Genomic DNA, 15291 nt, shown 5'->3' on the forward strand with positions numbered 1-15291 from the left:
TATATTTAATGGGCTTCTGAGGCGAAGTGTTAAATATTAATAATATTTACACTCAAATCCTTTACATTTGATGTGATGTCGGGCGTAAATAGACTTCACGTATTCATACACGCACTAAGGAAAGAGCGAATGTTTTTCCGCATTGGTAATACGAAAATTGCTGTGGCTGCATCGGCAATTTTGTCTTCGGTTTCACTGGCTCCGGTCGCTATGGCTAGCAATGCATCCGAGCTTGAAATGCAGCGTGACGTTTATGACAAAGCGCAAGAGGTTTTAGACAGCCGTGATCTAAAAGCTTACTCCGCGCTGCGTAACAAAATTCAAACATACCCTTTAACACCTTACACCGATTATCGGGCCTTTCTGATTGGCTTAGGTGATCGCACACCTGCTGAGGTCGATGCTTTCATTGAAGAGAACAAGGCATTGCCTTTCTCCAATCGAATGCGCGCACCTTATTTGGATTCATTGGCTTCTCAAAAACAGTGGAAGACGATCCTTGAGTTTCAAACCAAAGAGCCTGTCGGTGAAAAATACCAATGTATTTATTATCGAGCGCATTACGAGCAAGGTAACCAAGAGCTTGCCTTTAAAGGAGCTAAACAACTTTGGTTGAGTGGTAGTGGTGTTGATGACGCTTGTGACCCTTTATTTAAAAGCTGGGATCAAGCTGGGCTAAGAACTGATGAGCTGATTCTGGATAGAATGCTGCTAGCGTTCGAGGGCCGTAACGGTAAGTTAATGAGCTATCTGATTAAGCAATTGGATCATGATGAGTCAATTGCTCAAGCGAAGCAGATGAAGGCGTTGTACAACAAGCCTGAAAATGTACTCGCGTTTGCTAAAAAACATCCAGCGAATGAATTCTACCAAGCTCAAACCGAGTTTGCTTTCGAGAAGCTAGCAAGGAAATCATCAAGCAGTGCTCAAAAGGTGTTTGATGATGTCATCAAGGCTCAGAAGTTTTCGAAAGAGAAATCTCAAGAGCTCGCTGATTACCTAACGTTTCGTCTGATCAACACCGACTCTGAAGAGTTAATGGTGTGGCGCGACAAAATGCTCGCGAGTTCATCAAAGCAAGTTCTGCTGGAACGACGTGCTCGCTTAGCAATTCAACATGCCGATTGGACGGGTTTGAAAGAGTGGATAGCGCGCTTGGATGATAAACATCAGGCTTCGCTTCGTTGGCAATATTGGCAGGGCAGAGCTGAAATCGCGACGGGCGATACTGACAAAGGCAATAAGCGACTGTCAGATATCTTGGGTCAGCGTAATTTCTACAGTGTGGCTGCGGCTAAGCAGTTAGGTAAGCCAGTTCAATATCCAACATCGACACTTAAATACAATGCTGAAACAGTGAAGCCATTCGACACCTCTTTGGTGCGTATTGGTGAACTGATTGACCGAGACAAAATTGCGGCAGCGAAAAGTGAATGGCGCTGGTTACTGACCAATGCAGATAAAGAGCAAAAAGAGATGCTTGCCGCTTACGCTGCGACACAGCGTTGGAATCACTTTACCGTAACAGCGAGTATCTCTGCGAAGATGTGGGATAACATTGCGCTGCGCTTCCCTGTTGCTCATAAGTGGTGGTTTAACTTCTACGCTGAAAAGCACGATCTCGATCCAATCACTTTGATGTCTTTAGCAAGACAAGAGAGTGCGATGGATTCAGAAGCTCGCTCTCCAGTTGGCGCGCGTGGCATTATGCAAATTATGCCCAAGACGGCGCAATACACAGCGAACAAACATAAGATTAAGTATCAGGGCAGCGATGATCTTTATGATGTCGGCAAAAACATTGAGATTGGCAGTCACTACTTAGATGGTTTACTCGCTCAATATGATGACAACCGTATCTTTGCGTTTGCGGCTTATAATGCTGGACCTAGCCGTGTGAAACAGTGGCGTTCACGCAGCGATGAAAAGCTCGATGCCTTTGCATTTATCGAAATGATCCCATTCAAAGAGACACGTGGCTACGTTCAGAATATCTTGATGTTTGAGACCTACTATCGAGATATCTTGGGTGAGAAAGGGACGTTTTTAGCGCCCCATGAGGCAAAAACGAAATACTAAGCCTTCGGCATTTGGCCCGAAACTGAGTAAGAATAAAGGCAGTGAGTGCGAACCATTTCCACTTACTGCCTTTTTACATTGGATCGCATCAAGTGTTTCGGTATAAAGTGTTAAACGCTTTCAATCGTTAAGCGACTCTTTAAAGTCAGAATTTAAAAGTAAGTGTAGAGATATGGCATCACAACCTGAATATGATAATTGGCAACAACTGATGGACTTGGTAAAGACGGCTGTCGAAAAAGATCAGCACGAGCTGTTGTTGACTATGATGATGACACCAGACGAGCGAGATGCTCTGGTTGCTCGAATTAATATCTTCTGTGAGCTGATGAAAGGCGATATGTCTCAACGACAGGTGAGTCAAATGCTGGGCGTAGGCGTAGCGACGATAACCAGAGGCTCAAATGAGCTAAAGGCCAAATCTGAGCAAGAGAAAATCGTGATCGCCGACCTATTGCTAAAGTAATAATGGAATTAAGCTATCACGCGATAGTATGAATACGAATTCGATAAAAAACGCTAACTGGATGTTAGCGTTTTTTGTTTCTGAAGATTGTTCTTGGAATCTTTTGAAGTTTAAGGAAGCCTCAAATACTAAATAGGAAAGTGTTCAGGATTCACAAATGGGATCAGAGCCAAAATTAAAGCTTGATGATAGACCGAACTGCGTGACAATTGGTTATGTGTCAGTAGGCCAATGGCACCACCTTTCTGTTTGATATTGTCGGTACCAAACACTTCATCCATCACATCCCCTAACTCGTTTGCATGCTCTAGTTTCTCAAGCACGGCTGGTGGCAGCATCAGACTTGCTGAACGAGACTCGCCACGTTGGCCATTCGTTTCGATCACCATCCAGGCAAAGGTGACGTTTGTTTCTATTCCCGCTTCTAGACCAACATAGAAGTCTGCATCAGGCTGAGCTTGAGTTGCGTTGTGAACTCGATTCACGGCACCTTGATAGGTTTCATCATTGCTCATCGGTTGATCGGCGACACCACTAGGGACGCTGATGCCTTTGAAATCAAATTCAGTATCAGGAAAAGCAGATAAGAACGCACTTTTAACGGCGTTTATTTTAGCTGGGTTCAGCGATGCGATGATTACAGATTTCATGTGTCGGATTCTTTTTGTTGTCGATTAGATTGAGTTGATGTTGTCGGTACCAGTCACTCAACTCTTCTAGTGGCATGGGTTTACCAAAGTAATAGCCTTGCAGCATATCGCACTGTGCATCCTGTAACCACTGGTGCATGTCTTGAGTTTCAATCCCTTCGGCGGTGACCTTTTTCCCCTGAGCATGACACAACCCGATAACTGGTTTTACGATGTTCTGGTTATCGGTTTCAATTAAGGTATCCAAAAACGCTTTATCCAATTTAATTTTCTGAGTTGGATACTGCACCAGTTGAGTGATAGAGGTGTAACCGGAACCAAAGTCATCAATCACCAGTCGATAACCCATGCATGCCAGTTCGTTCAGCAATGGAAAACCTTCTGAATTTGAGTAAAAGGTTTCAGTGATTTCAAAATCGATTAGGCTTGGTGGAATTCGATTTAACTCCGCGTGTTCTTTAATGAAACCCGCAAGATGAGTGGTTTCAATGCCAGCAGAAGATAGGTTGATCGACAATTGAATTGAGTGATCAAATTGAGCCTGAAGTCGATGGAATGAAGCAAACGCATTCTGTATTACCCAGCGGTCAACATGTTCAAACAGCCCGGTTTGTTCGGCTATTGGAATGAACTCATCTGGTGGAACCAAACCAAGTTGCTTTGAATTCCAACGCAATAACACCTCAACGCCAATAACATCAGTCCCGGTGGAATCCATGTAGGGCATGTAAACGAGCCTGAATTCATCATCAAAATTCTTACCTCTAAGCGCACGTTCAATATCTGCTTGGCGCTGAATGGCTTTGTCTAAATCCCGTGAATAGTCAGCAAATTGGTTTTTACCGGCACGCTTGGCTTGGTACATCGCGGTATCCGCGTTGGACAGAAGCTTCTCGATTGAGTTGCCATCATTAGGGTAGGTCGCAATACCAATACTGACCGTGATCGGAAAGCTGCCTGATTCGGTGACAAAGCCTTTTTGCAGTGGAGTGAGCAAATCGTTCGAGAATCGATGCGCGACATTTCCTCGGTGACTAGGAGCGTTAATGTAGACAACGAACTCGTCTCCAGAAAGTCGGGCTGGCATACAATGAGCGTCGAACTCCTCTTTATAGTGACGACAAATATCTGAAATACGCTGAGCAAAAGAGACCAGAATCGAGTCGCCGATTTGATGTCCGTATTTGTCGTTCACAAACTTGAAGTTGTCCAAGTCAAAATAGAGAACCCAGGTTTCGGTATTCGAACTCGGTTTTGGCAACGATTGCTGAACGAAGGTTTGAAACTGATGCCTATTGGCTATTTGGGTTAACTGATCATTTTCGGCCAAGAGCTTGGTCTGTTGGTAGGTGTTATCTAACTCTTGGTACATGTCATAAAAACGCTGTGATAGGCGGCCAAGCTCATCACGAGTGCCCAAGCGTTCGATGTTCTTACGTTGTTTTTTTTCGACTTGCTGTAGCTGTCGATCGAGCCGCGTTATTGGAGTAATCACAGTGCGAGACAGAAGCATGAGTAGAAGAGCGACAGTCACAAACGCAGACAGGGCAAACGACAAACTCAGCTTGTTCCAAATTGAATCGAGCTTGTTTTCTAATAGGAATTGCGCCGGATCGACCGTGGCGTACAGTTCTGGAGCAAGCTTGACTGAGTGGGTGACATCATTTTCCAAAGAAACCGCTATGGATGTGAAGAATAAACTGGTTTGGTAGTCGAACTCTATCTGTTTTCTCAGCGCATTAAATTTGTCGAGAGAGACAGAGACAACAACAAAGAACACATCGTCGGGTTGATTGTTAACGGTTGGGAAAATCGCTTTTCTATCTACCTTGTCATAGTGAACCAACATCCCTTCGCCTTGGGAGTTTTGAATATAGTTGGTACTCGATGTTGCTAAGGTGTCTTGATAGTGCAGGTCAACATACTCCAATATCTTACTGTCAATCTGAGTGCGTGAGTCATTGCTATTATCCGCGTAATAACGCAGTTTTCGATCACCATTAAGAAGCGCTAAACCTGTATAGCTTTCATCGTCATCTTGCAGGAAATGAATGGCTTCTCGAAGATTACTGACCAGTTCAAGATCGCGAGATAGATTTTGATCAGTGAGAAAATAACGCTTCACCATATCACTCTGGGTCAAGGTGTAAGAGTAGCTATTGAGGAACGAACGAGATTGGCGAAAGTATCCGGCTAGTTTTTCCATGTTCAGTTGAAGTGCGTTGTCTTCGCGTTTGATGAAACTGCTTTTTTGCGTCGAATAAATAATATAGCTAGAAGCCGCGGTACTGATCAGTATCACAGGGGCTATTAGTAGTAAGATTTTAGTACTTAGCTTCATAGTTAATGACAACACTATTTATAAATTAAGCGCATAAGTTTATGTTACTTAATGCTTACTCGCTATTAATTATACGTAGTTCGATGATTTCCTGTGAAGGGGGTAAGGTTTTGTCTTTATTGATAAAAAAAGCCACTAATGAGTTTTTGTTAGAAAGGCTCAAGTAGTGGAGAGAGTAAGCGTGCCGAATGTGCGAAACAAGTGAATTGTGTTTCAGGCATGCTAGGGTGAGTTTTCTTAGCGAGAATAGTACTCGACTAGAGGGTGATTTAAGTATTTGGCCTGCTGTAGGCCAAATACTTATGTTAGCTAAAAGCTGATACTCACTTTCAGCTATGACAACTTAACTTGAGTCGCTTTGATGTTCTCACTTGGGTAGCAACCCAACACCTTAAGGTGGCGAGTAATGGCTGTTAGTTCCGTTATCGCTTGTTGCATATTATCTGAATCCAGATGCGCCTCTAAATCGACATAGAACATCTCTTCCCAAGGGTTACCCATGATAGGACGAGATTCTAGCTTAGTCATGTTGATGCCTAAGCGTTGCAGGATCAGTAGTGTTTCTACCAAAGAACCCGCCTCTTGAGATGTCGACATGATGAGCGTTGTTTTCGCTGGTATTTGAGTCGATACTTCAACAGGCTTACGCGCCACAACGATGAAACGAGTGTGGTTCTCTGTTTGGTTTGCAATATTGCTCTGGATTGGCTGTAGTCCATAAAGCTTACCGCTCGATGCATTACCAATAGCAGCTACGTCATTACCACCCAATTCTTTAACTTTTTTCATTGCATCAGCGGTGCTTGCGCAAGACTCAAGGTTGACACCCTTAAGGCGGCTCAAGAACTCACTGCATTGTTGATGAGGTTGTGGGTGCGAGTAGAGTGTTTTGATGTCTTCTAAACGGATATCACTTTTAGCAACAAGGCAGTGCTCAATCGGTTGAGAAAGTTCGCCAACAATGTATAGAGTCGTATGCTGTAACAGGTCGTAGACCTCGTTAATTGACCCTGAACTGGTGTTCTCAATCGGCAGGACACCGTAGTCGGCATGGCCAGACTCTACTGTTGATGCGACTTCTTTGAAGTGATTACAGTTCAGCTCAATCAATTCCATATTCTTGCGGCTGAAGTATTCGCGGCTCGCAAGGTGAGAATACGATCCCTTAGAACCTAAGAATGCAACGCGAGCCAATGGTTTACGGCTTTGCGGGTTCGCTAGGTTTTGTAAGTATGACTGTTGTAGTAAAACGGAATCTTCGATGATGGTGTGAAACAGCTTGGTAATGTACTGCGCATCAAGTTCGTATTTATCTTTGCCGTTGTTGATCAGCTTAACTAATAGTTGTTGTTCTCGTACTGCATCACGAACTGGTTTTGATGTCTCTACTTTGCTTTTAGCGACTTCGATACTTAGCTTGCGACGCTCTGAAAGTAACTTCAGGAGTTCGTCGTCTAAATCATTAAGACGAAGGCGGATATCATCCAGTGAAATTGAGCGGTCAGTCATAAATGTGTCCTTATAAAAAAGCCTCCCTAGTGTGGGAGGCTTCTTGTTCGTTTTTGACTTGTTTTTCTAAAACGACTTAGCCTCCGATTTACGGAAGAAAAAAGAAGTCAAAAATAAACAAAGATTGAGTGTGCATAAAAAGTGATTGTTTTATGAATGTTTAAACACAATAAGCAAGCGAGCTACGAGCGTCAAGCAAAAAAATAGCGCCCTGAGGCGCTATTTTTTAATCTGTTCTCTTTCCTTATTCTACTTCAGCTTCTAGCTCTTCGATTTCAGGCTTTTCAGCGCGGCGCGCTTCTGGTTTATGGCGTAGCTTGTTGAGTTGACGCTCTAGTTTTTGTTCTACTTCGTTGATCGCTACGTAGAGGTCGTCATGGATTGATGAAGCAACAAGTTGGCCTTTTGGTACGGTTAATACCGCTTCAAATTTCTTCTTCTTGTTTGGTTCTTCGCTAAAGCTCGCTTGGCAGCCAATGATGTCTACTTGCCATTTATCTAGCTTTTTAAATTTGCTTTCTATGTGATCACGGATTGCAGAGGTAATGTCGATGTTTTTACCAGTGATGTTCATTTTCATAGAAGTTTTCCTCTGTTGTATCCCTCATGGGTTAACTTCAGATTACGACTTTTAGGAATAAAGAATGTGATCTAGATCTTGTTTTGGTTGGGTGGGATAAGCATTAAAATCAAATGTGATCTTACGCAAGTCTTAGTATCTTTTTGGCGAAAAATGCTTGTTATCCTTATGAAAAACGATAACTTGGAGGCAAGGCTTCGCTAAAAATTAAATCAGTTTTTAGGGGCGTCCTACAGCCTATGGAAAGTGCTTGATTGAAATTTACTCAATAGTGTTTTGTGATATAGGTCTTGTAATATAGGTCGCTACATAAGCTTCTTCAGAATTAGATAAACAAAAGCCGCATAAGTATTCTTATGCGGCTTTTGTGTTTTTTAGCTTTACCTAATACCTTTGGCTCCCCAGCTCTGGGATGGAGGCGATCCTAGTCGTTAGTGTTCAGTAATCTCGCTGTGCCGTCCTCTCGGATAGCATTGATAGCTTGTAATTGTTTATAGATTACGAAGTAACGATTGATGTTGGCAACATAGGTTACGGGTTCTTTACTCACGTATTTGCGAGTGATGATTTCTACGTTTTTAAACCAGATGTTTGGGTTGTAACCTTTCTGCTTGGCAATGCTCCTCATCTTTCTGATCTTAGCAGGACCAGCGTTGTAAGAAGCCAAGGTAAAGTAGATTTGATTGTCGGGTGATATTGCCGGGTCGTCAAAATATCGGTCTTTGATAAAGCGCATATACTTCACACCCGCATGGATGTTGTTATCCACCTTATGGATGTTCTTGATGTTGACGTTTTTATCTTTGGCGGTACTCGGTAATACCTGCATCACACCAATAGCCCCGCGATGAGAAATCCGGCTCTGATCCAGTCCTGATTCTTGGAAACCTTGAGCTGACATCATTAAAGGATCAAATTCATACTTGCTCGAATACTTTTCAAAGACATCTGAGAGTTTAGCTACTCGGTCTACTTTATTGGGGTTGAGTGCTCGGCCTAACCAGCGAGTATTGTCGATGTATTTCTGGTAGATGACATTCCCAAGCAGGGTGCCTGTTCGTGCGGTCTTGACGTATTTGTTTATCTCTTTCTTCAGTTGAGGGCTGTCTTTTCTTAAAGCCCAAGCAATACGACCATTTTCTCGTAAAGGTAAGTCGTTATGGACTTGAATGTTTTCCATTACATCGATCCAGATCTTGGCTTTATGGTTATCCAGAATTGTGCCTTGTATATAACCTTGGTTAACCAGTTCTATCAGCTCGTAGTCTTGTAATGACTCCTCGATAAAGTGGACATGCAGTGGTGGTAAACCTAGCTCGTTAAGCTCCTTATTAACTCTTTGTACACTCTCGAAGTAACTCGAGCTTGCTCGTATCCACACCTCTTTGCCACTCAATTGCTTGATTTCGGTGATAGGTTCGGCCTTTTTCCCTGTGATAATGAGTTCTTTACCATCTTTAATCATCGGATCCGAAAAATCGATGGTTCGTAATCGTTTATCGGTGATCGTTAGGTTAGCGACAGCGACATCACCATAGCCAGACTCTAAAGAGGGAAGTAGATCATCTCGTTGCACGGGGATGATTTGAACATTGAGATAGGGATGTTTCTTACGAAGGCTTTTCTCAAAGTGGTAGAGCATTTCTGCCACGATGCCTTTTGGCTTGCCATCCTCGATGTAATAGAAACCAAGATCGGCAGACACTAGCACTCTAACCGTTCCTTTGGTTTTGAGCACATCCAAGTCACCCATGTAAGGCTTATTGCTTAATGGAGACAGTTCTAATGCATAGGATAAGTGGCTAAATAGCGATATCCAGATAAATAATAACAACCTACTCACATCTACACTCCATGTTGATGTTTTGTTAAAAGTTATCTTTTGAAGATACCGTGTATTATGCGATCCATCAAGTTTGCGATATGTAGATGAAAAAAAGCGCGCTAGTAAATTAGCGCGCTTTTAGGATTGAGATGTAAGAGGTTTGATTAAGGTAGTGGGTTTAACTCAATCAACTTTTCTGTTCTTAACACAGCGTCATCTAGGCCGAGTTGTTGATAAGCTTTTAGCTGGATATCTAAAGACTTACGCGCAGCAATGGTGTCTGGGTAAGTTTTTTGCAGCTCTTGCGTTCTGTTGATCGCAGCAATCCAAGCTTCGCGGCGTAGGTAGAAATCAGCGGTGGCTAAGTCATACTCTGCTAGGCGGTTCTTAAGTGCGAACATGCGTTTTTGTGCATCTTCAGCATAAGGGCTACTAGGGAAACGTTCGAGTAGTCGCTTGAAGTCAGCAAACGCAAGTTTCACTGGTTCAGGATCTCGGTCACTACGGTCGATATTAAAAATATCGTGCATGAAGTTTCGGTCTTGCGCCATGTGCGTTAAGCCGCGCATGTAAAGAACCCAGTCTTGTTTCTCATGCGTTGGGTTCAAACGTAGGAAACGTGAAATGGTAGCGAGGCCAAGTGCCAAGTCATCATTTTTGTAGTAAGCGTAAATCAGATCGAGCTGTACTTGCTCAGAATAGGCGCCGAATGGGTAACGTGAGTCTAGGGCTTCTAGCTTTTCTATTGCTGAAAGCCAGCTACCGCTCTGCAGTGATTCTTGAGCGTCAGAGTAGAGAACCGATGGTGGTACATCTGGCACTATCTCTTCACTACTTGAACAACCAACCAAGAGTGATACGGCTAATAGACCCGATAAAGTAAGGTGTTTCATGTCAGGCGTCGATTCCTTGAATTAAATATTTCGTAAGCTTCCGTTACTTTCTAACCAGTAACAGATACAATGATGCAATTATTCTATTTTATCCATACTAATGGGTATTAGTCTCACGGTTTTTAAAAAAGTTCGATATGGCTCAGCAGATCACATTAACAGACACAGTAAAAAGCAGCCAGTTAGGTCAACGTTTAGACCAAGCTGTCGCTGAACTATTTACCGATTTTTCTCGCTCTCGCATTAAAGAGTGGCTTCTTGACGGCAAAATCCAAGTGGATGGCGAAGTTATTACAAAGCCGCGCGTTAAGGTTTTGGGCGGTGAAGAGATCATCTTGCAAGCTGAACTTGCAGATGAAGAGCGCTGGGAAGCACAAGATATTCCTCTAAACATTGTCTACGAAGATGATGACTTATTGGTTATCAATAAGCCTCGCGATCTGGTTGTACACCCAGGCGCAGGCACACCGGATGGAACCATACTAAACGCATTGCTTTTCCATTACCCACAGATTGCAGAAGTGCCTCGTGCAGGTATTGTGCACCGTCTTGATAAAGACACAACAGGTCTTATGGTTGTGGCTAAAACGGTTCCAGCTCAAACTCGTCTTGTGCGTGCTCTTGCTAAGCGTCGTATTACTCGTGAATATGAAGCAATTGCAATTGGCAAAATGACCGCTGGTGGTGTGGTAGAGAAAGGCATTAGCCGTCATGCAACTAAGCGTACCTTGATGGATGTAAATGAATTAGGAAAGCCAGCGGTAACTCACTACCGTGTTGCTGAGCACTTCCGCGAGCATACTCGTATTCGTCTACGCCTAGAAACGGGTCGTACTCACCAAATTCGTGTTCACATGTCATACCTTCAGCATCCGCTGCTAGGTGACGTTGCATACGGTGGTCGTGCTCGTATTCCAAAAGGTGCATCTGAAGAACTAACAACAATGATTCGTTCTTTTGATCGCCAAGCACTGCACGCTGTTATGCTTAAATTTGTTCACCCAATTACAGGTGAAGAAGTTGAGTTCCACGCTCCTGTGCCAAATGACATGGTCGTGATGGCTGAAGCGTTACGTGTTGATGCGCGCGAAAACTTGGAAGACGACATTTAATCATGTCGATGATCATCCCTAACTGGAATGCACCAAAAAACGTGAAAGCATTTGCTTCGACACGTTTTGATGGTTTTTCTACTGGTGCGTATCAAGGATTAAACCTAGGTACGCATGTTGGGGATGATGCTTCGCTTGTTGAAAACAACAGAGCCTGGCTCAAGCAACACGCTAATATGCCTGCCGCTCCGGTATGGCTACATCAAACTCACTCAACAGATGTCGTTACGGTTTTACACCCTACGGCAGATATTCTTGATGCTGACGGTGCATTTACCACAGCTAAAGATGTTGTTTGTTCTGCGATGACAGCCGATTGCTTACCTGTAATCCTTACTGATACCAAAGGCACTCAAGTTGCTGCAGTTCATGCTGGTTGGCGTGGTCTTGCTGGTGGCATTCTTGAAAATGCCGTCGCAAAGTTTTCAAACTTAGGTTCAGAGAATAAGATCATTGCTTGGCTTGGTCCTGCAATAGGCAAACAAGCTTTTGAAGTAGGCGATGATGTGTTGGAAGCTTTCGTTAGTTTTGACTCTCAAGCTAAGCTCGCATTTGAAGCCAAAGCTGAACCAGGCAAATGGCTAGCGAATATGTCTCAGCTTGCAACGCAACGACTGAACAAAGTTGGTGTAACTTCTGTGACAGACTCTAATCTATGTACCTTCGCTGATGCCGATGCGTTCTATTCTTATCGTCGTGATGGTATTACTGGACGCCAAGCTACTTTTATTTGGTTAGAGTAACCTTTAACTAGTGCAACCAGTCATCCAGCTCATTTATATTTTTATAACAGCTCTATTCTTCATTCTTATCCCTTGAAAATCCGCGTTACCGTATCCATCTTCTAACCATAAGATAAACATATCTAAGAGTAGGAAGGTTGGCATGCGTCTCGATCGATTCACTAGTAAATTCCAAATTGCGATATCTGATGCTCAGTCGCTCGCATTAGGTCGTGATCACCAATATATAGAGCCTGTGCACCTAATGGTGTCTTTGCTTAATCAAGATGGTAGTGCAATTCGTCCATTGCTCACCATGCTGAATATTGATGTGGTTCAATTGCGTTCAAAGCTAAGCGAAATATTAGACCGTGTACCGAAAGTAAGTGGTATCGGTGGTGATGTTCAACTGTCGAATGCAATGGGTACTTTGTTCAACCTATGTGACAAGGTCGCACAAAAGCGTCAAGACACATACATTTCTTCGGAAGTCTTCCTACTTGCCGCAATTGAAGATAAAGGCCCTTTAGGTAACCTGCTTAAAGAGCTAGGTCTTACTGAGCAAAAATTATCTCAAGCTATCGAGCAGGTTCGTGGCGGTCAAAAAGTTGATGACCCAAATGCCGAAGACCGACGCCAAGCGTTAGAGAAGTTCACCATCGATCTGACTGAAAGAGCGGAGCAAGGCAAGCTGGATCCGGTAATTGGCCGAGATGACGAAATCCGCCGTACTATCCAAGTACTTCAGCGTCGTACTAAGAACAACCCAGTCATTATCGGTGAACCTGGTGTTGGTAAGACAGCTATCGTTGAAGGTTTGGCTCAGCGCATTATTAACAATGAAGTGCCAGAAGGTTTAAGAGGCCGACGCGTACTTTCATTAGACATGGGTGCTTTGGTAGCTGGCGCTAAATATCGTGGTGAGTTTGAAGAGCGTTTGAAGTCAGTCCTCAATGAATTGTCTAAAGAAGAGGGCAATATCATTCTCTTCATCGATGAAATTCATACTATGGTCGGCGCTGGTAAAGGTGAAGGCTCTATGGATGCCGGTAACATGCTAAAACCAGCGTTGGCTCGTGGTGAACTCCACTGTGTTGGCGCAACGACTCTTGATGAATACCGTCAATACATAGAGAAAGATCCAGCGTTAGAGCGCCGCTTCCAAAAAGTGCTTGTCGATGAACCAACGGTTGAAGACACGGTGGCGATTCTTCGTGGTTTGAAAGAGCGCTATGAACTTCATCATCATGTAGAAATTACCGACCCAGCAATCGTGGCTGCAGCAACACTATCTCATCGATACGTTTCTGATCGTCAACTGCCGGATAAAGCGATTGATCTGATTGATGAAGCGGCTTCGAGTATCCGTATGCAGATCGACTCAAAACCTGAGTCGCTAGATAAGCTCGAGCGTAAAATCATTCAATTGAAGATCGAGCAGCAAGCTCTTACCAATGAAAATGATGAAGCCAGTGAAAAACGCCTTCGAACATTACAAGAAGAGCTTTCTGACAAAGAACGAGATTTCGCAGAGCTTGAAGAAGTGTGGAATGCAGAGAAAGCCGCGCTTTCTGGCACGCAACACATCAAGTCAGAGCTAGAACAAGCTCGTATGGATATGGATTTTGCGAGACGTGCTGGTGATCTTAACCGAATGTCTGAATTGCAATACGGTCGAATCCCAGAATTAGAGAAGCAGTTAGATCTTGCGACTCAAGCTGAAATGCAAGAAATGACGCTGCTGCGTAATAAGGTCACTGATGCAGAAATTGCAGACGTGCTATCGAAGCAAACAGGCATACCTGTTTCTAAAATGCTAGAAGCCGAGAAAGAGAAGCTTCTTAAAATGGAAGGTGTTCTACATAAGCGAGTTATTGGCCAAGCGGAAGCAGTCGAAGTGGTATCGAATGCGATTCGTCGTAGCCGTGCAGGTTTATCTGATCCAAACAAGCCGATTGGATCTTTCTTATTCCTTGGTCCAACTGGCGTTGGTAAAACGGAGTTGTGTAAAACACTCGCGAACTTCATGTTTGATAGTGACGATGCAATGGTGCGTATCGACATGTCTGAGTTTATGGAGAAACACTCTGTTGCTCGTTTGGTTGGTGCTCCTCCGGGTTACGTTGGATATGAAGAAGGTGGTTACTTAACAGAAGCAGTGCGTCGCAAGCCTTATTCAGTGATTTTGCTAGATGAAGTAGAGAAAGCGCATCCTGATGTTTTCAATATCTTATTGCAGGTGCTTGATGATGGACGCTTAACTGATGGACAAGGTCGTACAGTCGATTTTAGAAACACGGTAGTGATCATGACATCCAACCTTGGCTCTTCGAGAATTCAAGAGAACTTCAATACGCTCGACTACCAAGGAATAAAGAATGAAGTGATGGAAGTGGTAGGTAAACATTTCCGTCCTGAGTTTTTGAACCGAGTTGATGAAAGCGTGGTGTTCCATCCATTGGGTCAAGAGCACATTCAGTCGATAGCCGCTATTCAGCTTGAGCACCTTAAGAAGAGAATGGAAGACAATGGTTATGAGCTTGAAGTTTCGGATAAAGCACTCAAGTTAATTTCTCAAGTTGGTTTTGATCCAGTATATGGTGCACGACCTTTGAAAAGAGCGATTCAACAAAGTGTCGAGAACCCGTTAGCGAAAGCGATACTGGCAGGAAAAATTAATCCAGATAAGAAAGTGCAGCTATTAGTAAACAACGACCGCATTATTGCTCACCAATAGTTGAAGTAAGAACGGTAGGTACGATTGGCCGAAATTAAGGCTTAATCGTACCTATTTTAAACGCTTTGTGTGAATAGTGTTCGAACGGTCGCCGGTGGCGGCTTTTTTTCGTTTTTAGCCTTGTACAAAGGATTATTCTCTCTATAATGCGCCTCCGTTGCCAAGGATAACCAAGCGGTTTGAACTGAGTAACAAGACGGTGATAAGCATTTAAGATGCTTTGAAAAATTAGCTGGAAAAAGTGTTTGACACTGGAATCTAATCCGCTAGAATGGCCGTCCACTTCGAGAGGCTCCTTACTAAAAGGAAGGCTCAACAAGTAAAGCTCTTTAACAATTTAAACCTATCAATCTGTGTGGGCACTCGTTGATGAATAT

Annotated in this window: 11 protein-coding genes and 1 other annotated feature; of the genes, 5 read left to right on the forward strand and 6 right to left on the reverse strand. The window is 43.5% G+C overall.

The features are described 5' to 3' along the window. The first annotated feature begins 129 nt into the window (after window positions 1–129). Entirely contained in the window at window positions 130–2079 is a 1950-nt protein-coding gene (gene sltY, locus AB6D06_RS16435; protein WP_102321444.1) for a murein transglycosylase, read from the forward strand. Window positions 2080–2251: 172 nt separating this feature from the next. Further along, the gene (gene trpR, locus AB6D06_RS16440) at window positions 2252–2545 is read left to right on the forward strand and encodes a trp operon repressor (protein ID WP_102394033.1); all 294 of its coding nucleotides are present in this window, start codon (window positions 2252–2254) and stop codon (window positions 2543–2545) included. 128 nt (window positions 2546–2673) lie between these two features. On the opposite strand, the gene yjjX is transcribed toward trpR, so the two are convergent. The 6 genes from yjjX to AB6D06_RS16470 all read right to left on the reverse strand — a co-directional run bounded on the left by yjjX (window position 2674) and on the right by AB6D06_RS16470 (window position 10343). After that, a complete protein-coding gene (gene yjjX, locus AB6D06_RS16445) occupies window positions 2674–3195 on the reverse strand; it encodes an inosine/xanthosine triphosphatase (protein ID WP_017059359.1) in 522 nt (173 codons plus the stop codon). Further along, the gene (locus tag AB6D06_RS16450) at window positions 3158–5536 is read right to left on the reverse strand and encodes a putative bifunctional diguanylate cyclase/phosphodiesterase (protein ID WP_372111061.1); all 2379 of its coding nucleotides are present in this window, start codon (window positions 5534–5536) and stop codon (window positions 3158–3160) included. Before AB6D06_RS16450 ends, yjjX begins: the two co-directional genes overlap by 38 nt. Before the next feature lie 333 nt (window positions 5537–5869). Continuing rightward, window positions 5870–7045: a prephenate dehydratase gene (pheA, locus tag AB6D06_RS16455; protein ID WP_017059361.1), complete on the reverse strand. Its 1176-nt coding sequence runs from the start codon at window positions 7043–7045 to the stop codon at window positions 5870–5872. 12 nt (window positions 7046–7057) lie between these two features. Then, window positions 7058–7179, reverse strand: a sequence feature (Phe leader region). 110 nt (window positions 7180–7289) lie between these two features. Next, on the reverse strand, window positions 7290–7625 hold the full coding sequence (gene hpf / locus AB6D06_RS16460) for a ribosome hibernation-promoting factor, HPF/YfiA family (RefSeq protein WP_004735034.1): 336 nt from the start codon (window positions 7623–7625) through the stop codon (window positions 7290–7292). A gap of 424 nt (window positions 7626–8049) precedes the next feature. Further along, window positions 8050–9468, reverse strand: a complete 1419-nt coding sequence (locus AB6D06_RS16465; RefSeq protein WP_372111064.1) for a transporter substrate-binding domain-containing protein — start codon at window positions 9466–9468, stop codon at window positions 8050–8052. Window positions 9469–9614: 146 nt separating this feature from the next. Next, the gene (locus AB6D06_RS16470) at window positions 9615–10343 is read right to left on the reverse strand and encodes an outer membrane protein assembly factor BamD (protein WP_017059363.1); all 729 of its coding nucleotides are present in this window, start codon (window positions 10341–10343) and stop codon (window positions 9615–9617) included. 137 nt (window positions 10344–10480) lie between these two features. On the opposite strand from AB6D06_RS16470, the gene rluD reads away from it, so the two are divergent. From rluD to clpB, 3 genes are all read left to right on the forward strand, one after another. After that, entirely contained in the window at window positions 10481–11455 is a 975-nt protein-coding gene (gene rluD / locus AB6D06_RS16475; RefSeq protein WP_017059364.1) for a 23S rRNA pseudouridine(1911/1915/1917) synthase RluD, read from the forward strand. A 2-nt stretch (window positions 11456–11457) separates the two neighbouring features. Then, window positions 11458–12198 carry a peptidoglycan editing factor PgeF gene (pgeF, locus tag AB6D06_RS16480; RefSeq protein WP_065584732.1) on the forward strand — a complete coding sequence of 247 codons (741 nt, stop codon included), beginning with the start codon at window positions 11458–11460 and terminating at the stop codon, window positions 12196–12198. Between the two features lie 142 nt (window positions 12199–12340). Then, a complete protein-coding gene (gene clpB / locus AB6D06_RS16485; protein WP_065584733.1) occupies window positions 12341–14914 on the forward strand; it encodes an ATP-dependent chaperone ClpB in 2574 nt (857 codons plus the stop codon). Window positions 14915–15291: the final 377 nt, after the last annotated feature.

Origin of the sequence: Vibrio sp. 10N.239.311.G01 (genome assembly GCF_041465805.1) — a bacterium.
Lineage (GTDB): Bacteria > Pseudomonadota > Gammaproteobacteria > Enterobacterales > Vibrionaceae > Vibrio > Vibrio crassostreae_C.